General features: G+C 69.1%; 25 protein-coding genes. 19 read left to right on the forward strand and 6 right to left on the reverse strand.

Annotated elements, in window-relative coordinates; all coding sequences use genetic code 11:
• Positions 1-78: 78 nt before the first annotated feature.
• The 5 genes from pruA to RM1_RS01200 all read left to right on the forward strand — a co-directional run bounded on the left by pruA (position 79) and on the right by RM1_RS01200 (position 5,813).
• A complete protein-coding gene (gene pruA / locus RM1_RS01180) occupies positions 79-1,722 on the forward strand; it encodes an L-glutamate gamma-semialdehyde dehydrogenase (RefSeq protein ID WP_072749608.1) in 1,644 nt (547 codons plus the stop codon).
• A 5-nt stretch (positions 1,723-1,727) separates the two neighbouring features.
• Complete coding sequence (locus tag RM1_RS01185) at positions 1,728-2,696, forward strand: proline dehydrogenase family protein (RefSeq protein ID WP_245815919.1); 969 nt, start codon at positions 1,728-1,730, stop codon at positions 2,694-2,696.
• Between the two features lie 143 nt (positions 2,697-2,839).
• Positions 2,840-3,994, forward strand: coding sequence for a 3-ketosteroid-9-alpha-monooxygenase, oxygenase component (locus RM1_RS01190; protein WP_072749610.1), 1,155 nt, complete (start codon positions 2,840-2,842; stop codon positions 3,992-3,994).
• A complete protein-coding gene (locus RM1_RS01195) occupies positions 3,994-4,221 on the forward strand; it encodes a hypothetical protein (protein WP_072749611.1) in 228 nt (75 codons plus the stop codon). The genes RM1_RS01190 and RM1_RS01195 overlap by 1 nt, the downstream gene beginning before the upstream one ends.
• A gap of 194 nt (positions 4,222-4,415) precedes the next feature.
• Positions 4,416-5,813: an acyl-CoA synthetase gene (locus RM1_RS01200; RefSeq protein ID WP_072749612.1), complete on the forward strand. Its 1,398-nt coding sequence runs from the start codon at positions 4,416-4,418 to the stop codon at positions 5,811-5,813.
• Positions 5,814-5,824: 11 nt separating this feature from the next.
• Here the strand turns inward: RM1_RS01200 and RM1_RS01205 are convergent, their stop codons facing one another.
• Complete coding sequence (locus RM1_RS01205) at positions 5,825-6,703, reverse strand: polysaccharide deacetylase family protein (protein ID WP_072749688.1); 879 nt, start codon at positions 6,701-6,703, stop codon at positions 5,825-5,827.
• 99 nt (positions 6,704-6,802) lie between these two features.
• Between RM1_RS01205 and curA the strand changes: the two genes are divergently transcribed.
• The 3 genes from curA (at position 6,803) to RM1_RS26295 (ending at position 8,719) form a co-directional block, all read left to right on the forward strand.
• Positions 6,803-7,825 carry an NADPH-dependent curcumin/dihydrocurcumin reductase gene (curA, locus tag RM1_RS01210; protein WP_072749613.1) on the forward strand — a complete coding sequence of 341 codons (1,023 nt, stop codon included), beginning with the start codon at positions 6,803-6,805 and terminating at the stop codon, positions 7,823-7,825.
• 1 nt (position 7,826) lies between these two features.
• Complete coding sequence (locus RM1_RS01215; RefSeq protein ID WP_245815920.1) at positions 7,827-8,204, forward strand: YrdB family protein; 378 nt, start codon at positions 7,827-7,829, stop codon at positions 8,202-8,204.
• A 194-nt stretch (positions 8,205-8,398) separates the two neighbouring features.
• Positions 8,399-8,719 (forward strand): hypothetical protein, encoded by a 321-nt coding sequence (locus tag RM1_RS26295; RefSeq protein WP_092667789.1) that lies wholly within the window; start codon positions 8,399-8,401, stop codon positions 8,717-8,719.
• Between the two features lie 94 nt (positions 8,720-8,813).
• On the opposite strand, the gene RM1_RS01220 is transcribed toward RM1_RS26295, so the two are convergent.
• Positions 8,814-9,623, reverse strand: coding sequence for an enoyl-CoA hydratase (locus RM1_RS01220; protein ID WP_027503273.1), 810 nt, complete (start codon positions 9,621-9,623; stop codon positions 8,814-8,816).
• Positions 9,624-9,848: 225 nt separating this feature from the next.
• Here RM1_RS01220 and RM1_RS01225 point away from each other — a divergent pair, with 225 nt between their 5' ends.
• On the forward strand, positions 9,849-10,607 hold the full coding sequence (locus tag RM1_RS01225) for an SDR family NAD(P)-dependent oxidoreductase (protein WP_072749614.1): 759 nt from the start codon (positions 9,849-9,851) through the stop codon (positions 10,605-10,607).
• Between the two features lie 26 nt (positions 10,608-10,633).
• On the opposite strand, the gene RM1_RS01230 is transcribed toward RM1_RS01225, so the two are convergent.
• Both RM1_RS01230 and dapD read right to left on the reverse strand, forming a co-directional pair.
• Entirely contained in the window at positions 10,634-11,938 is a 1,305-nt protein-coding gene (locus RM1_RS01230) for an amino acid permease (protein WP_231496693.1), read from the reverse strand.
• Between the two features lie 101 nt (positions 11,939-12,039).
• Positions 12,040-12,993 carry a 2,3,4,5-tetrahydropyridine-2,6-dicarboxylate N-succinyltransferase gene (gene dapD / locus RM1_RS01235; protein ID WP_072749615.1) on the reverse strand — a complete coding sequence of 318 codons (954 nt, stop codon included), beginning with the start codon at positions 12,991-12,993 and terminating at the stop codon, positions 12,040-12,042.
• A 105-nt stretch (positions 12,994-13,098) separates the two neighbouring features.
• Between dapD and RM1_RS01240 the strand changes: the two genes are divergently transcribed.
• From RM1_RS01240 to dapE, 3 genes are all read left to right on the forward strand, one after another.
• Entirely contained in the window at positions 13,099-14,019 is a 921-nt protein-coding gene (locus RM1_RS01240; protein WP_072749616.1) for an SMP-30/gluconolactonase/LRE family protein, read from the forward strand.
• A gap of 150 nt (positions 14,020-14,169) precedes the next feature.
• Positions 14,170-15,120 carry a chymotrypsin family serine protease gene (locus RM1_RS01245; RefSeq protein WP_072749617.1) on the forward strand — a complete coding sequence of 317 codons (951 nt, stop codon included), beginning with the start codon at positions 14,170-14,172 and terminating at the stop codon, positions 15,118-15,120.
• Positions 15,121-15,307: 187 nt separating this feature from the next.
• Positions 15,308-16,393, forward strand: coding sequence for a succinyl-diaminopimelate desuccinylase (dapE, locus tag RM1_RS01250; RefSeq protein ID WP_092667800.1), 1,086 nt, complete (start codon positions 15,308-15,310; stop codon positions 16,391-16,393).
• A gap of 60 nt (positions 16,394-16,453) precedes the next feature.
• Here dapE and RM1_RS01255 read toward each other — a convergent pair whose 3' ends face one another.
• A complete protein-coding gene (locus tag RM1_RS01255; protein WP_072749619.1) occupies positions 16,454-17,131 on the reverse strand; it encodes an MspA family porin in 678 nt (225 codons plus the stop codon).
• A 12-nt stretch (positions 17,132-17,143) separates the two neighbouring features.
• Entirely contained in the window at positions 17,144-17,809 is a 666-nt protein-coding gene (locus tag RM1_RS01260; RefSeq protein WP_072749620.1) for an MspA family porin, read from the reverse strand.
• 172 nt (positions 17,810-17,981) lie between these two features.
• On the opposite strand from RM1_RS01260, the gene RM1_RS01265 reads away from it, so the two are divergent.
• The 7 genes from RM1_RS01265 (at position 17,982) to RM1_RS01295 (ending at position 22,465) form a co-directional block, all read left to right on the forward strand.
• Positions 17,982-18,806 (forward strand): LOG family protein, encoded by an 825-nt coding sequence (locus tag RM1_RS01265; protein WP_027502646.1) that lies wholly within the window; start codon positions 17,982-17,984, stop codon positions 18,804-18,806.
• Between the two features lie 5 nt (positions 18,807-18,811).
• The gene (locus RM1_RS01270; RefSeq protein WP_072749690.1) at positions 18,812-19,348 is read left to right on the forward strand and encodes an LOG family protein; all 537 of its coding nucleotides are present in this window, start codon (positions 18,812-18,814) and stop codon (positions 19,346-19,348) included.
• A gap of 22 nt (positions 19,349-19,370) precedes the next feature.
• Positions 19,371-20,264, forward strand: a complete 894-nt coding sequence (folP, locus tag RM1_RS01275) for a dihydropteroate synthase (protein ID WP_092667874.1) — start codon at positions 19,371-19,373, stop codon at positions 20,262-20,264.
• Positions 20,261-21,187 carry a glucosyl-3-phosphoglycerate synthase gene (locus RM1_RS01280; protein ID WP_027502649.1) on the forward strand — a complete coding sequence of 309 codons (927 nt, stop codon included), beginning with the start codon at positions 20,261-20,263 and terminating at the stop codon, positions 21,185-21,187. The genes folP and RM1_RS01280 overlap by 4 nt, the downstream gene beginning before the upstream one ends.
• 55 nt (positions 21,188-21,242) lie before the next feature.
• Positions 21,243-21,554 carry a DivIVA domain-containing protein gene (locus RM1_RS01285; RefSeq protein WP_072749622.1) on the forward strand — a complete coding sequence of 104 codons (312 nt, stop codon included), beginning with the start codon at positions 21,243-21,245 and terminating at the stop codon, positions 21,552-21,554.
• Positions 21,551-22,135 carry a DNA-3-methyladenine glycosylase I gene (locus RM1_RS01290; RefSeq protein WP_072749623.1) on the forward strand — a complete coding sequence of 195 codons (585 nt, stop codon included), beginning with the start codon at positions 21,551-21,553 and terminating at the stop codon, positions 22,133-22,135. Before RM1_RS01285 ends, RM1_RS01290 begins: the two co-directional genes overlap by 4 nt.
• A 162-nt stretch (positions 22,136-22,297) precedes the next feature.
• Positions 22,298-22,465, forward strand: coding sequence for a DUF3117 domain-containing protein (locus RM1_RS01295; RefSeq protein ID WP_003931055.1), 168 nt, complete (start codon positions 22,298-22,300; stop codon positions 22,463-22,465).
• Positions 22,466-22,520 lie beyond the last annotated feature (55 nt).

Below are 22,520 nucleotides of genomic sequence, written 5' to 3' on the forward strand. Positions count from 1 at the left end.
CGGCGCTAGCCTGGGGGCGGAGTTCCTCGTTGCCGGGGTACCGCCCCTGCAGCGTTCCCCTCGCGGGCAGGAGGCAGCATGGACGCCGTCACTCGGGTTCCCTCGCCCAGCAACGAACCGGTGTACTCGTACGCCCCTGGCAGCCGCGAGCGGCTGTTGCTCACCGCCAAGCTCACCGTGCTGGCCTCGGAGCCGGTCGAGCTGCCGCACGTGATCGGGGGTGTGCACCGGCAGGGCTCGGGTGAGCGGGTGGACGTCGTTCAACCGCATCGTCATTCGGCCGTGCTGGGGACGCTCACAAACGCCACCCACGAGGACGCGGACGCGGCCGTCGAGGCCGCGATCGCCGCCGCACCCGGCTGGCGGGCCCTGTCCTTCGACGACCGGGCCGCCGTGCTGCTGCGGGCCGCGGACCTGCTCTCCGGACCCTGGCGGGAGACGCTGGCCGCCGCGACCATGCTCGGTCAGTCCAAGTCGGTCCAGCAGGCCGAGATCGATGCGCCGTGCGAGCTGATCGACTTCTGGCGGTTCAACGTGCACTTCGCCCGGCAGATCCTGGCCGATCAGCCGGTCTCCGGACCGGGGGTGTGGAACCGGCTCGAGTACCGGCCGCTCGAGGGATTCGTCTACGCGATCACGCCGTTCAATTTCTCCGCCATCGCGGGCAACCTGCCGACCGCGCCCGCGCTGATGGGCAACACCGTGGTCTGGAAACCGTCGACCACGCAGACCGTCGCCGCGTACTGGACCATGAAACTGCTCGAGGAGGCCGGGCTGCCACCGGGGGTCATCAACCTCGTCACCGGCTCGGGTGCCGCGGTTTCCGATGTGGCGCTGGGTGATCCGCGCCTGGCCGGCATTCACTTCACCGGCTCCACCAGGACTTTCCAGCATCTCTGGCGGGAGGTGGGGGCCAACATCGACTCGTATCGCGGTTACCCACGGTTGGTCGGCGAGACCGGCGGCAAGGACTTCGTGGTCGCGCATGCCTCGGCGAATCCCGAGGTGCTGAGCACCGCGCTGGTGCGTGGTGCCTTCGAGTACCAGGGCCAGAAGTGCTCGGCAGCCTCCCGTGCCTACGTCCCGAAGTCGGTGTGGCACAGGATGGGAGAGGCCTTCCTGGCCCAGGTCGATCAGCTCACCTATGGCGACGTGACCGACCTCTCGAACTTCGGCGGGGCCCTCATCGACCGCGCGGCTTACGACAAGAACGTCGCCGCGATCGAGCGGGCGCGCGACGCCGCAGGCGTCCAGATCGCCGTCGGTGGGAAATACGACGACAGCGAGGGGTACTTCGTCCGGCCGACGGTGCTGCTCGCCGAGGATCCGCGCGACGAGTCCTTCGCCACCGAGTACTTCGGGCCGATCCTGTCGGTGCACGTCTACGACGACGACAAGCCGGGAGCCTTCGAGGACCTGCTGGCGGTGGTGGACTCGAGCGCCCCCTATGCGCTCACCGGGTCGATCATCGCGGACGACCGGGTCGCGGTCGACAAGGCGGCCGCGGCACTGCGATTCGCGGCGGGCAACTTCTACGTCAACGACAAACCGACCGGTGCCGTTGTCGGACAGCAACCCTTCGGAGGGGCCCGCGCCTCGGGCACCAACGACAAGGCGGGCTCGCCGATCAACCTGCTGCGCTGGACCTCCGCCCGGACCATCAAGGAGACCTTCGTCCCGCCGACGGACCACCGCTATCCGCACATGGAGCCGGAAGAGTAGCCGTGGTGGCGCAGGTGTTCGAGAACCCGCTGCGACCCGCGATCCTGGCCGCCGCGCGATCGACGGCGCTCAAGGCGGCGATCACCAAGGCGCCGGTGACCCGATCCATCGTCACCCGGTTCATCGCGGGGGAGACCAGGGCGGCGGCCTTGACCGCCGCGCGCGCGATCCTCGACACCGGCAGGCTGATCAGCATCGACCACCTGGGGGAGGACACCACCGACGAGGCCAAGGCCCGGGCCGCCGTCGCCGAATATCTGGCACTGCTCGCCGACCTTGCGGAGCTGCCGGAGGCGAAGGTGCCCGGCGATGTGCGCCCACTCGAGGTGTCGGTGAAGCTGTCCGCGCTGGGGCAGGCGCTGCCCGTCGACGGCCGCGACATCGCGCTGGCGAACGCGCGGACGCTCTGCGCCGCGGCCGAGAGTGCCGGGATCTGGATCACCGTTGACGCCGAGGACCACACCACCACCGACTCGACCCTGTCGATCGTCCGCGAACTGCGGGCCGACTACCCGTGGCTGGGCGCCGTGCTGCAGTCGTACCTGCGTCGTGCCGAGGCGGACTGCCGCGAACTGGCAGGCCAGGGTTCGCGGATCCGGCTGTGCAAGGGCGCCTACCGGGAACCGGAATCGGTCGCCTTCCAGGCCAGGGCGGACGTGGACGCGTCCTACCTGCGTTGCCTGCGGGTGCTGATGGAGGGCGCCGGCTACCCGATGGTGGCCTCCCACGACCCGGCGATCATCGCGGAGGCGGACTCGATGGCGGCGGGCTCGGGGCGGGGCGCGGCGGACTTCGAGAACCAGATGCTCTACGGGATCAGGGACGGCGAACAGCTCCGCCTTGCCGGGCTCGGCGCCCAGATGCGGGTCTATCTGCCGTACGGCGGCCAGTGGTACGGCTACTTCATGCGCCGGCTCGCGGAGCGGCCCGCCAACCTCGGCTTCTTCGTGCGCTCAATTCTCACGAGGGACTGAACCCATGTGATCGCGGTCGAAACGGGTAACCGCCCGCTGGGTGGGAACAGTCCTGGAGAACACGTTCTAGTGCAAGGAGATTGAGAAGAGCTGTGATCGGCATCACCGCGGCCCAGCCCGGCCGCTGAACGAGGAGACGCTTCATGACCAACGTGGACACCGAGATCACCGACGAGGTTCGCATCATCGACCAGGGCACGCCGCCCGCCCGCTTCGCGCGCGGCTGGCACTGCCTGGGCCTGGTGGAGGAGTTCCGGGACGGTAAGCCGCACTCGGTGGAGGCGTTCGGGACCAAGCTCGTGGTGTTCGCCGACAGCAACGGCGACATCAAGATCCTCGATGCCTACTGCAGGCACATGGGTGGCGACCTGAGTCAGGGCACCGTCAAGGGCGACTCGATCGCCTGCCCGTTCCACGACTGGCGCTGGGGCGGCAATGGCAAGTGCACCGGCATCCCCTACGCCCGCCGGGTTCCGCCGTTGGCCCGCACCCGCACCTGGCAGACCATGGAGCAGGACGAGCTGCTGTTCGTGTGGAACGACCCGGAGGGCAACCCGCCGCCGGCGGACGTGACGATCCCGCAGATGTGCCCCGAGGGCACGGAGTGGACCGACTGGGTGTGGAAGTCGATCGTCATCGACACCAACTGCCGCGAGATCATCGACAACGTCGTCGACATGGCGCACTTCTTCTACGTGCACTACTCGTTCCCCACGTACTTCAAGAACATCTTCGAGGGCCACGTCGCGATCCAGGAGTACGAGGGCGTCGGCCGCGAGGACATCACCGAGTGGGACGACCCGGACGTGCCGCAGCTGGTGTCGACCACCTCGACGGCGGCGTACCACGGTCCGTCGTTCATGATCGACGACCTGACGTACCACTACGAGCACTTCAAGGCCGAGTCGATCCTCATCAACTGCCACTACCCGGTTGGCCCGGACCAGTTCGTGCTGATGTACGGCATCAAGGTCAAGAAGACCGAGGAGGTCCCCGCGGAGATCGCCGACCAGATGGTGCAGGCGATGATCGGCTACATCGGCATCGGCTTCGAGCAGGACATCGAGATCTGGAAGAACAAGACCCGGATCGACAACCCGCTGCTCACCAACGAGGACGGCCCCGTCTACCAGCTGCGTCGCTGGTACGAGCAGTTCTACGTCGACGTCGCGGACGTCAAGCCGGAGATGGTGGACCGCTTCGAGTTCGAGCTCGACACAACAAGGCCGGTCGAGGCGTGGAAGCAGGAAGTCGCCGACAACATCGCCCGCAAGGCCGACGCGGAGGCCTCGGCCTGATGCAGCCGGTCGATTGCGAACGCTGCGGCAACCGGGTCCTCGTCGAGAAGGCCAGCTGGCAGCAGACGACGGTCCAGTGGAGCACCGACCACCCCGAGGTCATCTGCGAGGAGTACCAGCAGGACCCGTCGCTGACCCAGCGCGGTGCGCGGATCGGCCGCTGTTCGGCGTTGCGCGAATCGATCCGCAAGGCCGTCCTGGACGGGCGCATCACCGTCCCGGACTGACCCTTCCCTCCCGGCCCGGTACGCCAAGCGTGCCGGGCCGGAGTCAGGTCCCGTCGCCTACCGGCCGCGCGTCGCCGGTAGCGGCGACGATCAGCGCCAGCGCAACGGCGATCGCCGTGGTCCAATTCATCGTTGCGGCTCGGGTGCCGACGTGTTGGCCTTTTGGTGAACCGTCCGTGTGAGACGCTGGGCTGGTGCTGCTTCGATCGCTAGACGCCATCGCCGTCGCCCGAGGTGACGATCTCCCCGACGCCGTCCGGATCGGCGACACCACGCTCTCGCGCAGCGACATCCTCGGCGCTGCCGGCGCGCTCGCCAAGCGCATCGGCGGCGCCGAGCGGGTCGCCGTCCTCGCCACGCCGACCGCGTCGACGGTGATCGCGGTGGTCGGTTGCCTGCTCGCGGGCGTCACGGTCGTGCCGGTGCCGCCCGACGCCGGATCCGCCGAGCTCGACCACATCCTGCGCGATTCGGGTGCGCAGGCGTGGCTGGGTGCGGCGCCCGACGGGACGGATCTGCCGGTGGTGCCGGTGCGGTTGCACACCCGCGACTGGCACTCTCACCCCGAACCGCCCCCGTCCTCGATCGCCTTCGTGCTGTACACCTCCGGCACCACGGGGCCGCCGAAGGGCGTGCTGCTGAGCAGGGGTGCCATCGCGGCCGGCCTCGACGCGCTCGCGGATGCCTGGAAGTGGACCGCGAACGACACTCTGGTGCACGGACTTCCGCTGTTCCACGTGCACGGCCTGATCCTGGGTCTGCTCGGCCCGCTGCGGGTCGGCAGCAGGCTGATCCACACCGTGCGTCCCACCCCAGCGGCCTATGCGCAGGCCAACGGATCGCTCTATTTCGGTGTGCCGACGGTGTGGTCGCGGGTGGTCGAGGACGAGGTGTCGGCCAAGGCGCTGAGCGGGGCCCGGCTGCTGGTCTCCGGCAGCGCCCCGCTCCCGGTTCCGGTGTTCGAGCGGCTGGCGGACCTGACCGGGCTGGTGCCGATCGAGCGCTACGGCATGAGCGAGACCATGATCACGGTCAGCACCCGGGTGGGCGGTGAGCACCGACCGGGTTGGGTGGGGCTGCCGGTGGCGGGTGTGGAGACCAGGCTGATCGACGAGGACGGCACCCCGGTCCCGCACGACGGCGAGAGCATCGGCGAACTGCAGGTGCGCGGCCCGATGCTGTTCGACGGTTACCTGGGTCGCCCGGACGCGACCGCGGCGTCGTGGACCGAGGACGGCTGGTTCAAGACAGGGGACGTCGCGGTGATCGACGAGCACGGATTCCATCGGATCGTGGGCCGTGAATCGACCGACCTCATCAAGTCCGGCGGCTACCGGATCGGGGCGGGCGAGGTGGAAACCTCGCTGTTGGGCCACCCGGCGGTCCGCGAGGTCGCGGTGGTCGGGGTGCCGGACGACGACCTGGGACAGCGGCTGGTCGCCTATGTGGTCGGCGATGTGCCCTCGCCCGAGGACCTGATCGAGCACGTGGTCGCGGAGCTGTCCGCGCACAAGCGGCCTCGCGAGATCCGGGTGGTGGATTCGTTGCCGCGCAACGCACTCGGCAAGGTACAGAAGAACAAGCTCGGCTGAATCCGCTGGGCCTAGGCCAATGCGCCCGCGCCGCTGAGCGTGACGAACTCGTGTCCCTGCTCGCGCAGCGCGGGCAGGGCTGCGGCCAGTCCCTCCGCGGTGTCTCCCGCGGGGCGGTTCATGTGCGCGATCACGATCGATCCGGGTGCCGCTGAGGTGAGCGCACCCCGGACCTTCGCGGCGGGCATGGTCGCGCCGGAATCGCCGTTCACCGTGAAACCGACGACCTCCTCGCCGAGATCCCGGACGATGGCGGCCGCGACCTCGTCGCAGTGGGCTGTGCCCGGCCGGAACCAGCGCGGCGCCACGCCGGTGATCTCCTGCAGCCGTCGGTGATTGACGAGCACCTCGTCGATGACCTCCGCCACGGAACGGGTGCCCGCGATCCCGTAGGCCGATCGTCCGGTCACCGACAGCGGCAGGTGGTGGGTCCCGTGGTTGCCGAGCTCGATCAACGGGTTGCCGGCCAGGCGGACGGCCAGCGTCGGATTGGCGTCGATCCAGCGGCCGTTGAGGAACAGGGTGGCGGGCAGCCTCTCCCGCTCCAGCAGTCCCAGCAGGTCGGCGTCCACCGCGGTACCCCCGTGGCCGCCGCAGGCGTCGAAGGTGAGGGCGAGCCTGCGGTCGGGCAGCGCGAGCCGGGTCCTGGTCCCGGTGACGGCCAGGCCCCATTCGTGGGGGACCGCGCCCGCGTACCTGGCCTGCACCGTCGCCACCGAGGGCGGGACCGGGCTCAACGGCGGGGTTTCGGGGAGGATCCCGGACGGCCCGATCGGGAGTGGCTCGGAACCGGCGACGGTGGGCCCGCCGACCGTGACGCGGTGCGCGGCGAAGGCGAAGCCGCCTGCGAGGCCGAGGAGCAGGGACCGGCGGGTGAGGGGCGCGCGCACGGCGGTCACGCTATGACACCCGGCGCGATCTCGCGCGTCGAGGCGAACCGTGGGCGGAGACGGCTCCTTTTGAGCCCGACACGACTAACCTCGATAACCATGACCATGCCAGCCGAGAACACCCGTATCGTGCTCGCGTCACGCCCCGTCGGCGAACCCCGGCCATCCGATTTCCGGCTCGAGACCGTCCCGGTCCCCGCTCCGGGCGACGGGCAGTTGCTGCTCAAGACCCTCTACCTCTCGCTCGATCCTTACATGCGGGGCCGGATGAGCGCGGCGAAGTCGTACGCCGATCCGGTCGAGCTCGGCGACGTCATGGTCGGCGGCACCGTGTGCGAGGTGATCGAGTCGAGGGACCCGGCCTTCCACGCGGGCGATGTGGTCTTGTCCTTCTCGGGCTGGCAGACGCACTCGGTGATCGACGCGCACCACGTGCGCAAGCTCGACCCGCATGCCGCGCCGGTGCAGAGCTGGTTGGGTGTGTTGGGGATGCCCGGCTTCACCGGCTACGCGGGACTGCTGCGCATCGGCGATCCCAAGCCGGGTGAGACGGTGGTGGTCGCCGCCGCGACCGGGCCGGTCGGATCGGCCGTCGGGCAGATCGCGAAGATCAAGGGCGCCAGGGCGGTCGGCATCGGGGGCGGGCCGGAGAAGGTTGCCTACCTGCGCGAGATCGGCTTCGACGCCGCGATCGACCACCGCGCCCCCGACTTCGCCGACCAACTCGCGGCGGCCTGCCCCGACGGAATCGACGTGTACTTCGAGAATGTCGGCGGCGCCGTGTGGGCCGCGGTGTTCCCGCTTCTGAACGACTTCGCGCGGGTTCCTGTGTGCGGGCTGGTCTCGCACTACAACGACACCGCGGCTCCGGCGGGCCCGGATCGGTTGCCCGGCTTCATGAGTGACGTGCTGAAGAAGAGCCTGACGATCCGCGGCTTCATCCAGAGCGAGTTCGTCAAGAGCGACTTCAAGCACTTCGTCGGCGACATGTCCGGCTGGATCCACGCAGGCCGCATCGCGCACCGCGAGGACATCGTCGAGGGGCTGGAGAACGCGCCCGCCGCCTTCAACGGGATGCTCGCCGGGCGCAACTTCGGCAAGCTGATCATCAAGGTGGCGTGAGGTGGGCGGGGTGAAAGAGTTGGGTGAACGGCCGCAGGAGAAGGTCGGGCCGCTCGAACTGATCGCGTTCCTGTGCGAGCTGGCGATGCTTGTTCTTCTCGCCGTGGCCGGGATCGCGATGATGGATTCACTGCTCGGTCGGGTGCTCGTTGCGATCGCGTTGCCTGTCGCCGCGGCGGGGATCTGGTCGGTGTGGATGGCGCCGACGTCCCGCAGGAGGCTCCCCAATCCGTCCCGACTGTATGCGCAGGTCGCACTGTTCGCGGCGGTCGGGCTGGTCGTCGGGCCGACCACCGGCTGGCTCGTCGGCGCTGCATTCTTCGTGGTGTCCGCGGTCGTGTTCGCGGAGCGGTACAGGCGGGAGTTGCGTACCACGTAGCGAACTGCCGCCGGGTTCCCCGGCGTGGCGTGGCTCCTGCTGATCATCACGGTGGCGTGAGCACGCAACCCCGACAAGGGTGAACATTCCCACCTCCCGAGGGTGCTTCTCGAGCACCCCTGGGCGCCTACTGAAAAATGTTGGTGCAGATGACGATTGATGGGCAAACCCCATCCCAGGTCATTGGAGGCCAGATGTCCAACTCGAAGATCCGCACCGCGATCGCGGTCGTCGCCGCCAGTTTCGCCGTCGCCGCGGCCGCAGCCGGTCCGGCCTACGCCGTCACGGCCGCAAGCGCCGTCAAGCCCGCCGAACCCGTTCCGGGTCCCACGGCTCCGAATCCCTGCCCGCCGCCTGTCGTTGCCGCGTCCTACGTCGCCGCGCCGGCAGGAGGCGGCACCGGACCCACCGTTCCCAAGCCCTGCCCGGGCCGACCCGGTGGTGGCACCGGCGGCGGTGGCGGCACCGGTGGCGGAACGGGCGGTGGCACCGGCGGAGGCGGTGGCCCCAAGTAGAGCCGGACATCAGCTGCCCGCCGTCAGCTCGACGGCGGGCAGCTGCTTGACGGATCCATCGTGGATGTCATGTCCGGCTCGAGGGCAATCGCGGCTACCTGCTGTCCCGGAACACCGGCTCGCGCTTTTCGCGCCGCGCCAGGGTGGCCTCCTCGAAGTTGTCGGTCATCAGCCGGATCATCAACTGGCCAAGGCCTTCCTGGTTCATGTGCTGGGCCATCGAGGAGGCGTCCAGGCTCGACCACAGGGTCCGCTTGGTGAGCTCGACGCCGGGCCGGGAGAAGGCCGCGATCCGCTCGGCCAGGGTGAACGACTCCTCGAGCAGGTCGTCGCCGGACACCAGGCGCGAGACCAGGCCGATCCGCTCGGCCTCCACGGCGTCGATGTCCCGGCCGGACAGCATGATCTCGAAGGCCCGGGAGGACCCGATCGCGCGCGGCAGCAGGTAGCTCAGCCCCAGCTCGCTCGCGGTCAGTCCGTTGTTGATGCCCGCCGCGCGGAAGTAGGCGTCGGTGGAGGCCAGCCGGATGTCCGCGGCCAGCGACAGGCAGAAGCCGCCGCCGATCGCGGCGCCGTTGACCGCGGCGATCACCGGCTGGTGCATCCGGCGAACCGCCAGCACCACGTCGTCGAGGATCTCCATGGCGCGCAACGCGATCGACGGGCGGGTCAGGCCGTCGATGTGCGGGGGACTGCCGGCGGAGGCCTGGTCGGCGCCCGAGCAGAACCCGCGGCCCGCTCCCGTGAGGACGACCGCCCGCACGGAGTTGTCGTTGCTGATCGCCTCGAGGGATTCCTTGAGCGGAACCATCACGTCGAACGCCATCGCGTTCATCCGCTCGGGTCGGTTCAGCGTCACCAGGGCCACGTTCTCTCGCGGCCGCTCGACGAGGATGAAGCTCACGAAGGACTCCTGTTCGGTCACGGACGTAGGTCGCTGACACTACGTCCTGCCCGGCCGCCGCGGGGCGATTTCTGGCACCAGGTGCAGGATGCGCGGGGGTGCCGCACCGACCCGATTCGCCCGAAACGCGTCGTCCGATTCCCGCCAGCATCGAGTGCAGGGATTCCGCAATCTGATTCAGGCGAACATCGCGCCACTCTCAGCAGATCTCCGAAAGGACTCATCATGTCTTCGCGCCTGGATTCCAAGGTCTTCATCGTCACCGGCGGCACCTCCGGCATCGGCCTCGCGGTTGCCCGTCGGCTCACGGCGGAGGGCGCGGCTGTTGTGCTCGGTGCTCGCCGCAAGGACGTCGGCGAGGAGGCTGCCGCGAGCATCCGGGCCGCGGGCGGCACCGCGACCTTCGTGCCGGCGGATGTGTCGGTCGAGGCGGACGCCGCCGCGCTCGTCGCCGCCGCGGTCGCCGAGTTCGGGCGCCTGGACGGGGCCTTCAACAACGCGGGCGGCGTCAACGCGTCCGGCCCGGTGTCCGGCATCGCCGGGGCTGACTGGGACGCGGAGATGTCGCAGAACGTCACCAGCGTCTTCAACTGCCTCAAGCACCAGATTCCCGCCGTCCTCGAGACCCGCGGGGCCATCGTCAACAATGCGTCGAACCTGGGGGTCGTCGCGCTGCCCGAGGTCGCGCCCTACGTCGCGGCCAAGCACGCCGTGGTCGGCCTGACCCGGTCCGTCGCGCTTGAGGTCGCCGAGCGGGGAGTCCGGGTCAACGCCATCACCACCGGCGGGGTCGACACGCCGCTCTCGCGCGGGTCCATGGCCCCCACCGACGAGGCGATGGCGCGGATCGGCGCCTTGCACCCGGTGAACCGGGTCGCCCAGCCGGAGGAGATCGCGCCGTTCGTCGCGTTCCTGCTCAGCGACGAGGCGTCGTTCGTCACCGGCGCCGCACTCTCGATCGACGGTGGCTTCACGGCGCGCTGAGCGGAGCCGGACGCGCGTGCGGCTGCCTAGGCGGCCGCACGCCGCCGGCGCGCGTTGAGCACCGAGAGGCCGGCGATCACCGCGAACAGCACCGCGGTGGAGATCAGCTGCTTGCGGGCGTCGGCGTCCGTCAGCATCAGCAGGATCAGGCCGCCGAGCGCGGCAAGGGTGAACCAGCTCAGGTAGGGGAAACCCCACATCCGGAGGCTGAGCTTGCCCTCGGCCTCCAATCGCGGGCGCAGCCGCAGCTGCGAGACCACGATGAAGATCCAGATCACCAGCAGCGCGGCGCCGACCGCGTTGAGCAGGATCGACAGCAGCGAATCCGGCAGCAGCCAGTTCAGCAGCACGCTGACGAAACCGAAGAACACCGAGAGCAGCACAGCGTTGGTCGGCACCCCGGTCTTGGACAGGCCTGCCAGCAGCGCCGGACCGTCGCCGCGCCGGGCGAGCGAGTAGGCCATCCGGGAGGTGCCGTAGACGTTGGCGTTGAAGGCGGACAGCAGGGCCACCACGACCACCAGCTCCATGAAACCGGCCACGTAGGAGATGTGGGCCTGGTTCAGGACGGCCACGAAGGGGCCGCTCTGCAGCTGCGGCGAATCCCATGGCAGCACCAGCACCATGATCGCGATCGAGCCGATGTAGAACACGCTGATGCGCCACACCACGCTGCGCACGGCGGTGGCGATCGAGTGCTCCGGGTCCTTCGACTCGGCCGCGGCGATGGTGACGATCTCGATGCCGCCGAACGCGAACGCGACCACGAGCAGGCCCGCGGCGATGCCCGCGAACCCGTTCGGCATGAAGCCGCCCTGGCCGAGCAGGTTCGTGAACCCGACCGGGTCGGTGTCCGGCAGCAGCCCGAACACCAGCAGCACGCCGATCACCAGGAAGGCGACGATGACCGCGACCTTGATGGCGGCGAACCAGAACTCGAACTCGCCGAAGTTGCTCACCTTGGCCAGGTTCACCACCGCGAAGAAGGTGACGAAGACCAGCGCCACCACCCATTGCGGTACCCCTGGCAGCCATCCGTGCACGATTGCCGAGGCGCCGGTGATCTCGGCGCCGAGCACCATGATCAGCATGAACCAGTACAGCCAGCCCATCGTGAAGCCGGCCCACTCGCCGATGCCGATGCGGGCGTAATGGCTGAACGAGCCGCTGGCCGGGATCGCGGCGCCCATCTCGCCGAGCATCCGCATCACGAAGACCACGATGATGCCGGCGATGATGTACGAGATCAGCACGGCCGGGCCGGCCTTCGCGATCCCGACCCCGGTACCGAGGAACAACCCGGCGCCGATCGCGGAACCGAGGCCCATCATCGTGAGATGGCGGACCTTGAGCCCGTGCCCGAGGTGCGAGGTGTCGCCCTCCTCGGCGGGGGCCGTGGCGGTGTCCTTTGCCGGGTCGCTCGTCGTCATCGTCAGTCGTTCTTGTGCAGCGCCGCGTTGAGCTCGACGCCGGTGCCCTTCCACGGGGTCACCTCGACGGCGCCGGACACGGAGTTGCGGCGGAACAGGATGTTGGACTGGCCGTTGAGCTCCTTGGCCTTGATCACCGTGCCGTCGGGGCCGGAGACCTTGGTGCCGGAGGTGATGTACAGGCCGGCCTCGACCACGCAGTCGTCGCCGAGGGAGATGCCGAGGCCGGAGTTCGCGCCGAGCAGGCAGCGCTTGCCAACCGAGATGACCTCCTTGCCGCCGCCGGAGAGGGTGCCCATGATCGAGGCGCCGCCGCCGACATCGGAACCGTCGTCGACGACGACGCCTGCGGAGATGCGGCCCTCGACCATCGAGTTGCCGAGGGTGCCTGCGTTGAAGTTCACGAAGCCCTCGTGCATGACCGTGGTGCCGCTGGCCAGGTGCGCGCCGAGGCGGACCCGGTCCGCGTCGGCGATCCGGACGCCGGAGGGGACCACGTAGTCGACCAGGCGCGGGAACTTGTCGATGCCGTACACGGTGACCTGGCCGCGGGCGCGCAGCTTGGCGCGCACCAGCTCGAAGCCCTCGACCGCGCAGGGGCCGAAGTTGGTCCACACCACGTTGGCGAGCAGGCCGAAGACGCCGTCCAGGTTCGCGCCGTGCGGCTGGACGAGGCGGTGCGAGATCAGGTGCAGGCGCAGGTAGGCGTCGTGCGCGTCGACCGGCGCCGCGGCCAGGTCGGCGATCGTGGTGCGCACCGCGACGGTGCGGACACCGCGGGCCTCGTCGTCGCCGACCAGCACGGCCAGCTCGGCCGGGATGTCGGAACCCTCGAGCACGGCGGTGTCCGCCTGAGCGTGTTCGCCCAGCGTGGGCTCCGGGTACCAGGTGTCGAGGACGACCCCGCCCGTGGTCACGTTTGCGATACCGACTGCCGATGCTCCCTGAGTGCTCACGGGCAGTCAGGGTACCGGCTGGAGTAATTGAACCGTCACCCGAGCGCATCCCGTGGAAGGCTGTGCTCATCGACCGTCGTACCAGCCGGATGGATGTGGGGACGCATGCGTGGAATCGGATTCGCTCGCTCGGTCAGGATCGCGGCGGCCGGGGCCGCGGTGGCCGCGGCGCTCTCGCTGTTGTCGACGCCGCAGGCGGGAGCCGCGCCGCTCTGCCCGGGCGCGGGGCGGGCGCCCGTGCTGGTCGGCCGGGTTCCCGGCGCCGCCATCGAGGGCGCGGCGGTCGACGGCGCCGGTCGGCTCTATCTCACCGACCTGCGCAGCAACCGGGTGCTCCGCATCGACAGGCCCGGCGCCCCTGCGGTGCCGTTCGCGACCCTGCCCGGTCCGATCGGTGGCGGCCTGGCCTTCGCGCCGGACGGCGGCCTGCTGGTCGGCTACGGCGACGCCCGCGTGTTCGTCGGCGATGTCGCGCGGCCGGCCGGCATCGTCAAGATCGACGTCGGGACCGGCGCGGTGCGCCCGTTCGCGTCCGGGCTCTCCGCGGCAAACGGCCTCGCGGTGACCCGAGACGGCACCGTGTACGCGACCAACGACCTCGCGTCGCTGGTCGGGCGGGTGCTGCCGAATGGTGTCGTGCAGCCCGACTGGGCGGTGCTGCCCAGCGCGAACGGCGCCGCGCTCAGCGGCGACGACCGCTACCTCTACGTCTCGCGGACCTTCGCCAATCCGGGCGTGAGCCGGATCCCGCTGGCGAATCCGGCGGCGCCCGAGTCGCTGGTGGACTTCGGCGGCGCCGACACGTTCGTCGCGCCGGACGGCCTGGTGCTGGACGCGGCGGGCCGCCCGATCGTGCCGACCGACGTCAGCGGGGAGATCCTGCGGGTGGACGGGCCGAACCGGTACTGCGCGCTCGCAGGCGGCTTGCCGGGGTCGAGCGTGCTGACCTTCGGCAACGGCGGCGCCGGGTTCTCCGCCGGACGGCTGTTCCGGGCTGGGTTCGACGGCGACATCTACGAGATCTAGGCGCTTCGCGCCCGTGCGCGGTTGACGAGTCTGTGGACCCGCTAACCGCGCACGGGCGGCGGAGCCGTCTGGGCCGTTTCCTGATGCAAACCGACCGGATGGTTTAGCGTCCGCGGTTGTCAAGTCCGCGAGAACCATCAGGAGCTCTACATGAAACGTACGACCCGGTATCTCACCGGCCTGCTCACCGCAACCACGCTGATCGTCGGCCTCGGCGCGGGCACAGCCCAGGCGGAATCGGTGCAAATTCCCGCCCCAGCCGTCCCGCCCGCCAAGACGGTCGCAGCAGGTATGAGGCTCGCCTTCGACGACTACACGGAAAAGGGCAACATGTGCACCCTCGGTGCAGTCGGCACCGACTCCGGCAACAGGAAAGTTGGTATCACCGCCGGACACTGCAACCCGTGGGAGACCGAGGGGCCTCTGAAGCGGATCTACGTCGGTCCGATGACGCAGGTTCACACCCTCGACAACACCCACCCCGTCTGGGACTGGCGTGACGTCGCTGCGGGACCCATCGGCTGGATCCGCTGGGTATCGGACGATGAGCGCGATGGACCCCTCCGAGGGCCGCTCGACTACATGGTGATCGAGTTCGCCGAAAACGTCACCCTCTCCAGCCAGTTGATGACGACCCCCAAGTACGGACCCAATGCGAACGGGACGCCCTACGATCCCAATACGAGCCTGGACCCCGGTCCGATCGAAGTTCCTTCCCAGCCTTGGTGGAAGATGAACGAGATCTACGCCGACGCCGCCGGGAATCCGATGAACCCGGGGTGGAATCAGACCCTCTGCAATGCTGGTTCCACCACCACCCAGTTCTTCGCCCAGGCGGGTGATCCCAGGAACGTTCGGTGCGGCCCCATTGGGTACAGCAGCGGCGGACTTCTCTATTCCCAAGCAGGTATGAAGCCGGGCGACTCGGGTGGTCCCGCCTTTGTTCAGGGCCAGAGCAACAAGTGGGCTGGCATCTCGTCGTGGATTTGGCCGGGAGGAAACCTCTTCTACCAGCACGTTTACACCTCTGCCAAGAGGATTCTCGACGACCTGAACCCGCGCGGCATCACCGGCAGCGGCTTCAAGATCACCAACAACTAACGTCCCACCGAACGACTGCCTCGGAACACGCATTCCAGCGTCCGGCTATTTCGTTCGCGGTCACCGGTCCGTGGAGTTCGCCACCACCGGACGCCTTTGCACATGGTGCCCTGGTGTCCTATTGGTCCGCCCTGGACCAATAGGACACCAGGGCGGCGGAGCCGCCTAATCTGGGACGGTGACCTCACTGCCGCGCCTTGACCTGCACGCCGACCCGATCGACCTGACCGCAGCCCTGGTCGACATCCCGAGCGTCTCGCACGACGAGGCGCTGATCGCGGATGCCGTGGAGGCGGCGCTGCGCGAGCAGACCATCGGCTTCGAGGTGATCCGCAACGGCAACGCGGTGCTCGCGCGCACGGATCTGGGACTGCCGAGCCGGGTGATGCTGGCCGGCCACCTGGACACGGTGCCGATCGCCGACAACGTGCCGAGCACGCGCACCGTCGACCCCGAGCGGGGCGAGCTGCTGCACGGCTGCGGCACCGTCGACATGAAGTCCGGCGATGCGGTGTTCCTGCACCTGGCCGCGACGATCGAGGAACTCGCGCACGACCTGACGCTGGTGTTCTACGACTGCGAGGAGATCGCGGCCGTGCACAACGGGCTCGGCCGCATCGAACGCGAGCTGCCGCAGTGGCTGCAGGCCGACGTCGCGGTGCTGGGGGAACCATCGGGCGGGTTCATCGAGGCCGGCTGCCAGGGCACCCTGCGGGTGCGACTGACGACCTCGGGAACCCGCGCGCACTCGGCGCGATCCTGGCTGGGGGACAACGCGATCCACAAGTTCGGACCGCTGCTGGCCCGGCTCGCCGACTACCAGGCGCGGTCGGTGGACATCGACGGCTGTGTCTACCGCGAGGGCCTGTCCGCGGTGCGCATCGCCGGGGGAGTGGCGGGGAACGTGGTGCCCGACGCCGCCGAGGTGGACGTGAACTTCCGGTTCGCGCCCGACCGCAGCGTTGACCAGGCGATCGAACACGTCCGTGAGGTGGTGGACGGTCTCGGCCTCGGCTTCGAGGTGACGGACAGTTCGGCCGGGGCGCTGCCGGGCCTGGGCGCACCGGCCGCCGCCGCGCTGATCGGCGCGGCGGGCGGACAGTTCCGCGCGAAGTACGGCTGGACCGACGTCGCCCGGTTCTCGGCGCTCGGCATCCCGGCCGTCAATTACGGACCCGGAGACCCGAACCTCGCGCACAAGCGGGACGAGCACGTGCCGGTCTCGCAGATCACCGAGGTCACCCGGGTGCTGCGCGGCTACCTCAGCGCATGACCGGAACGGGTCCGGCCCCACCACGGCGGTCGTGGTGGGGCCGGAGTCGTCGGGCGGTGGCTAGCCGATGCTGAACGGCTGTCCCCAAAGCGTGGTGCTGCTGGTGATGTTGTCCGTGCTCACCGAGACGGTGGCGTAAGAGCGGGCCTGCGCGTAGCCGGCGCAGCCCTCGACGCCGATCGTGGAGTCGGCATAGGTGACCGAGCCGGACCTGCCCTTGAACGAGTTCGCGCCGGAGTGGGATTCGTTGCCGTAGCTGTCCTCCTTCTCCAGGTCGAGGAGCCGGATGTTCTTGGCCTGGCCGGGGCCGATGCTGACGGTGCCGGAGCCCTTGGCGGTCTGCTTGACGCTCTCGCCCTCCCAGCTCGAGGACATCCCGGTGTCGGCGCCGCCCTTGCCGCCGAGGGTCAGCTGGCAGGCCACCACATAGCCCGCAGTGATGCTGCCGCCCTTGGCATTCGGCCCGGTGACCTCGGCGCCGATTCGGCCGGACACCCACACGTTGCGGTGCAGCGGGGTCGCGCCCATCGACGGCGAGATGTTGGCGGTCTCGCCGGTACGGGTGATCGTGACGACGGTGCCGTCGGCGAGGGTCTTGCTGATGGTGCCGTCAGGCAGGGGGACGAAGGTGTCGGCGTTCGCGGCGCCCGCGGACAGGAAGCCGACCGCGACGGCGGTGGCGGCGCCGACGGCCGAGATCTGCAGCCCGCGACGCAGGCCGGTGGTGCTGGAGTTCATGATTTCGTCTTCCTATCCGATGCTGAACGGCTGGCCGTACAGGGTGGTCTTGGAGTAGTTGTCGCCGACGATCTCGACCACCGTGTAGGAACGGGCCTGGGCGAAGCCGCCGCAGTTCTGGATCTCGAGCTGGGTGTCCTGGTACTGGACCGAGTACTTGCCGTTCTTCTTGATGTCCTTTCCGGAGACGCCGACGAACTTGACCTGGCCTGCGGAGACCGGGACGGTCAGCGAACCTGAGATCGATGGGCCGGAGAGGTCGATGCCCGCGCCGATGGAGCCGCCGAGGCCGGTGATGTCGACCTGGCAGCCGACGATGTAGCCGGTGCTGATCCGCGAGACCCCGTGCGTCGAGGAGTTGTTGGTGCCCTTGTCGTTGGTCGCGCCGTTCCAGGGGCCGGCCTCGGTCTCCTTGGTGACGCCGGTGACGTCGGCGGTGACCGTGCCCGAGACCCACGCCGTGCGGCCGGCGCCGTTGGCGGCGAGCGACGGGGAGATCAGGGCGCTCTCGCCGGTGCGGGAGACGACCGCTCCCGGTCCGGCCTTCTGCCCGTCGGGCAGCGGCACGAAGGTGTCGGCGTGGGCCGCACCGGTGGACATCAGGCCGATCGCCATCGCGGCGGCGGCGACGCCTCCGATGCGGGCGCCCCGCACCCCGGACACGCTCTTCACACTCAATGCAATCCCCTCACAAGGAATCTCGACCGGGCAACTCGGACAACCGAGGCGGGCGGGGCATGTCGTTGCCACCGCGAACAAGAAGTTAGCGAAGGCTAAGCTACTTTGCAATCGCTTGCTTTGGCGTTTACCCGGTGAAATGGGTCACCCCTGTCGGGATAGCCTTGCTCGCATGGCACCCGACAAGACGCCCGGCCGGGCCGCGAAGCAGAACACCTCGAAGCGGGGCAGTGCCTCGGTCAAGCACCGCGGACCGATCCTGCTGCGACGCGATCGCAAGGTGGGCACGAGCACCACCGATCAGCGGCTGCTCGACCAGCGTGGGCCGACCGACTGGGTGCACACCGATCCGTGGCGGGTGCTCCGGATCCAGAGCGAGTTCGTCGAGGGTTTCGGTGCGCTGGCGGAGGTGCCGCGGGCGGTGACGGTGTTCGGTTCCGCCCGAACCGGGTCCGATCACCCCGAGTACACCGCGGGTCGCGAACTCGGCGCCGCGTTGGCCGAGGCCGGGTACGCCGTCATCACCGGCGGCGGCCCCGGCGTGATGGAGGCCGCGAACCGCGGCGCCAGCGAGTCGGGCGGCTACTCGATCGGGCTCGGGATCGAGCTGCCGTTCGAGCAGGGCCTGAACGAGTGGGTCGACCTCGGCATCAACTTCCGGTACTTCTTCGCCCGCAAGACCATGTTCGTCAAGTACTCGCAGGCCTTCATCTGTCTGCCTGGCGGGTTCGGCACCCTGGACGAGCTGTTCGAGGCGCTGACCCTCGTGCAGACCCGCAAGGTCACCCGGTTCCCGATCGTGCTGTTCGGCACGGAGTACTGGTCCGGCCTGGTCCAGTGGATCAAGACGACGCTGGTGGAGAGCGGCAAGATCTCCGAGGGTGACGTCGAACTGCTGCACGTGACCGACAGCGTCGAGGAGGCCGTGCGCATCGTCGTCGAGTCGCAGCACGGCGTCGACGCCGCCGAGCTGATGGGCACCGAGGAGGAGTGGTGAGCCCGATGCGCACCATCTGTGTGTATTGCGCCTCCGGGCCGGTCGACGATTCTTACCTGGCGCTCGCGGCGGAACTGGGTACCGAGATCGGCCGACGCGGGCTGCGGCTGGTCTCCGGCGGCGGCAATGTCTCGATGATGGGGGCGGTGGCCGAGGCCACCCGCGACGCAGGCGGCTGGACCATCGGTGTCATCCCGAAGGCGTTGGTGCACAGGGAGGTTGCCGATACCGATGCCGACGAACTGATCGTCACCGACACCATGCGCCAGCGCAAGCAGGTCATGGAGGACCGCGCCGATGCCTTCATCACCCTGCCGGGTGGGATCGGCACGCTCGAGGAACTCTTCGAGACCTGGACGGCGGGCTACCTGGGCATGCATGCCAAGCCGGTGGTCCTGCTCGACCCGGTCGGGCACTACTCCGGGCTGTTGAACTGGCTGGACGGATTGCGCGACGGCGGCTTCGTGCAGCAGCGGGCCCTCGACGGGCTGCTCGTGACGTCCGGGGTCGGCGAGGCGCTCGACGCCTGCACCACCCCGTGATCGCCGGTGCCTGGATGCCACTATGAAGCCCATGACCGAACCCCACCTCGCGGCCTCGCCGACCCTGTGCGGCAAGCCGGTGGCGACCGATCGGGCCCTGGTGATGGCGATCGTCAACCGCACCCCGGATTCGTTCTACGACAAGGGCGCCACCTTCACCGATGAGGCGGCCATGGCGGCCGTCCACCGGGCGGTCGACGAGGGCGCGGACCTGGTCGACATCGGCGGCGTCAAGGCGGGGCCAGGCGACGAGGTGGACACTGCCGAGGAGATCCGCCGGGTGGTGCCGTTCGTCGAGGCGATCCGCGCTCGGTACCCGGACCTGCTGATCTCCGTGGACACCTGGCGCGGCCCCGTCGCCCGGCTGGCGTGCGGTGCGGGCGCCGACCTGATCAACGACACCTGGGCCGGTGCCGATCCGACGTTGGTCGAGGTGGCGGCCGAGCTGGGCGCCGGATATGTCTGCTCGCACACCGGCGGCGCCGTGCCCCGGACCCGGCCGCACCGGGTCCGCTACACGGACGTCGTCGCGGACGTGGTCGACGAGGTGGTGACGGCGGCGCAGCGGGCGCGCGATCTCGGCGTCCCCGCCGACGGGATCCTCATCGATCCGACCCACGATTTCGGCAAAAACACCTTCCACGGGCTCGAGTTGTTGCGGCGCGTGGACGTTCTTGTAAACACCGGGTGGCCTGTCCTGATGGCACTGAGCAACAAGGATTTTATCGGGGAGACTCTAGGTGTAGAACTCGCCGAGCGGTTGGAGGGTACGTTGGCAGCGACAGCATTGGCAGCCGCAGAAGGTGCCCGGGTCTTCAGGGTCCACGAGGTCGCGTCCACCAGACGAGTGGTCGACATGGTCGCCGCGATCATCGGCACCAGGGCGCCGGCCCGCACGGTTCGGGGGCTGGCATGAGGGCGAGCACGAGCGGTGAGCGCGTCTGGTCAGAGGCGAACAGTTGGGACCACCCGGCCTGGAGCATCGCCGACCTGATCGCGGCGAAGGCAGGCCGGACGGTGTCGGTGGTGTTGCCCGCGCTGAACGAGGAGAAGACGGTCTCCGCGGTGGTGGACACCATCCATCCGCTGCTCGGCAGTCTGGTGGACGAGCTGATCGTGCTCGACTCCGGTTCCACCGACGAGACCGCGGAGCGGGCCGCGGCCGCGGGCGCAACCGTGGTCAGCCGTGAGCAGGCGGTGCCGGGACTCGCGCCGGTACCCGGCAAGGGCGAGGTGCTGTGGCGCTCGATCGCGGCGAGCACGGGCGACCTGATCGCCTTCGTCGATTCCGACCTGATCAACCCCGATCCGGAGTTCGTGCCGAAGCTGCTGGGGCCGCTGCTCACCGTCGACGGCATCCATCTCGTGAAGGGGTACTACCGGCGGCCGCTGCGGGTCAGCGGGACCGAGGATGCGAACGGCGGCGGCCGGGTCACGGAGTTGGTCGCGCGGCCGCTGCTCGCGGCGATGCGGCCCGAGCTGACCTCGGTGCTGCAACCTCTCGGTGGTGAGTACGCGGGGACACGGGAGCTGCTGTCCGCGGTGCCGTTCGCGCCCGGATACGGGGTGGAGATCGGGCTGCTGCTCGACACCTACGACCGGCTCGGGCTCAGCGCCATCGGCCAGGTGAACCTGGGGGTGCGCAAGCACCGCAACCGGCCGCTGGTCGAGCTCGGCGTGATGAGCAGGCAGATCATCGGCACCATGCTCCGCCGGTGCGGTATCGAGGATTCCGGAGCCGGGCTGACGCAGTTCCTCGCCGACGGCGACTCGTTCGTGCCGGTGACCACCGAGGTGTCGCTGGCGGACCGGCCGCCGATGAACACGCTCAGGCCGTAGGGCGGCGGGTCACCACGTTGCGGCGCTTGTCGGACGGCCGTGACAGGATCGGATCATGTTCACGGTGCTGCTCTATCTGCTGATCATGGCGCTGGTCGGAGGGCTGTTGTTCCTGGCGGCCTCGGCGGTGTTCGGGCGCGGTGAGGAGATGGCCCCGCTGCCGCCGGGGACCACCGCCACCATGCTCCCGGCAGAGGACGTCACAGGGGCGGACGTCCGCGCGCTGCGGTTCCAGCAGACCGTGCGTGGGTACAAGGCCGCCGAGGTGGACTGGGCATTGGATCGGTTGGGGCGCGAGATCGATTCGCTGCGGAGCGAATTGGCGAGCCTGCGCGAGGCGCCGGTCTCCGGGCAGGAGGAGTCATGAGCGCGGACGCGTCCTATGACGGCCGGACCCGGTGCCCGTGGGCGGTCGACGGGTCGGGATCGCGGATCTACCGCGACTACCACGACGAGGAATGGGGAGTGCCCCTGCGCGGTCGGGACGAGCTCTTCGAGCGGCTGTGCCTGGAGGCCTTCCAGTCCGGGCTGTCCTGGATCACCGTGCTCCGCAAGCGGGAGGCCTTCCGCTCCGCGTTCGCGGGCTTCGACGTCGAGACGGTGGCCGGGTTCGGGGCCGACGATGTCGAGCGGCTGCTCGCCGATCCGGGAATCGTCCGCAATCGGGCGAAGATCGAGGCCTGCATCTCGAATGCGCGGGCCGTTCTCGAGATGACGGACACCGATCTCGACGCGCTGCTCTGGTCGTTTGCACCCGAGCCACGCCCGGGCCGGTTGCGGACCGTCGACGAGGTGCCCGCGGTGACCGCGGAGTCGAAGGCGATGGCCAAGGAACTCAAGCGCAGGGGGTTCAAGTTTGTGGGTCCCACCACGGCATATGCCCTGATGCAGGCGACAGGGATGGTCGACGATCACGTGCTCGATTGCTGGGTCGAGGTGCGTCGCTGAGCCTGGTTTCCGGTCCGCATTCGATCGGAAACGAGACTCAGGTTCCCGGCATTCCTTGCAATAGGGAAGAATGGCACATGTGATCCCCGACAACAGCTGTCGGGGTACCGACGGTAAGCCTAGGCGCAGAGCTTGTCAGCGCAGATCTGGAGGGAGCAGGTAATGGCGGCCATGAAGCCCCGGACCGGTGACGGTCCCCTCGAAGCCACCAAGGAAGGGCGAGGAATCGTCATGCGGGTTCCGCTCGAGGGTGGAGGTCGGCTCGTCGTCGAGCTGACCCCGGAAGAAGCCGCCGCGCTCGGAGACGAGCTGAAGGGCGTCACCAGCTAACTCCTGGAATGGTTCGATACGGCGACCTTGCCGGACTCGAACCCTCAGGCATACG

The sequence above is a fragment of the Rhodococcus maanshanensis NBRC 100610 genome (assembly GCF_001894865.1).
GTDB lineage: Bacteria > Actinomycetota > Actinomycetes > Mycobacteriales > Mycobacteriaceae > Rhodococcus_G > Rhodococcus_G maanshanensis.

Excerpts from the sequence above, each read along its gene's own strand:
- RM1_RS01285 (WP_072749622.1), top strand. The coding sequence starts at position 21,243 with ATGTTCACGGTGCTGCTCTATCTGCTGATCATGGCGCTGGTCGGAGGG.
- curA (WP_072749613.1), top strand. The coding sequence starts at position 6,803 with ATGACCATGCCAGCCGAGAACACCCGTATCGTGCTCGCGTCACGCCCC.
- RM1_RS01240 (WP_072749616.1), top strand. The coding sequence starts at position 13,099 with ATGCGTGGAATCGGATTCGCTCGCTCGGTCAGGATCGCGGCGGCCGGG.
- RM1_RS01265 (WP_027502646.1), top strand. The coding sequence starts at position 17,982 with ATGGCACCCGACAAGACGCCCGGCCGGGCCGCGAAGCAGAACACCTCG.
- RM1_RS01225 (WP_072749614.1), top strand. The coding sequence starts at position 9,849 with ATGTCTTCGCGCCTGGATTCCAAGGTCTTCATCGTCACCGGCGGCACC.
- RM1_RS01195 (WP_072749611.1), top strand. The coding sequence starts at position 3,994 with ATGCAGCCGGTCGATTGCGAACGCTGCGGCAACCGGGTCCTCGTCGAG.
- RM1_RS01270 (WP_072749690.1), top strand. The coding sequence starts at position 18,812 with ATGCGCACCATCTGTGTGTATTGCGCCTCCGGGCCGGTCGACGATTCT.
- pruA (WP_072749608.1), top strand. The coding sequence starts at position 79 with ATGGACGCCGTCACTCGGGTTCCCTCGCCCAGCAACGAACCGGTGTAC.
- RM1_RS01295 (WP_003931055.1), top strand. The coding sequence starts at position 22,298 with ATGGCGGCCATGAAGCCCCGGACCGGTGACGGTCCCCTCGAAGCCACC.
- RM1_RS01245 (WP_072749617.1), top strand. The coding sequence starts at position 14,170 with ATGAAACGTACGACCCGGTATCTCACCGGCCTGCTCACCGCAACCACG.
- RM1_RS01280 (WP_027502649.1), top strand. The coding sequence starts at position 20,261 with ATGAGGGCGAGCACGAGCGGTGAGCGCGTCTGGTCAGAGGCGAACAGT.
- RM1_RS26295 (WP_092667789.1), top strand. The coding sequence starts at position 8,399 with ATGTCCAACTCGAAGATCCGCACCGCGATCGCGGTCGTCGCCGCCAGT.
- RM1_RS01190 (WP_072749610.1), top strand. The coding sequence starts at position 2,840 with ATGACCAACGTGGACACCGAGATCACCGACGAGGTTCGCATCATCGAC.
- RM1_RS01255 (WP_072749619.1), bottom strand. The coding sequence starts at position 17,131 with ATGAACTCCAGCACCACCGGCCTGCGTCGCGGGCTGCAGATCTCGGCC.
- RM1_RS01230 (WP_231496693.1), bottom strand. The coding sequence starts at position 11,938 with ATGATGGGCCTCGGTTCCGCGATCGGCGCCGGGTTGTTCCTCGGTACC.
- folP (WP_092667874.1), top strand. The coding sequence starts at position 19,371 with ATGAAGCCCATGACCGAACCCCACCTCGCGGCCTCGCCGACCCTGTGC.
- RM1_RS01290 (WP_072749623.1), top strand. The coding sequence starts at position 21,551 with ATGAGCGCGGACGCGTCCTATGACGGCCGGACCCGGTGCCCGTGGGCG.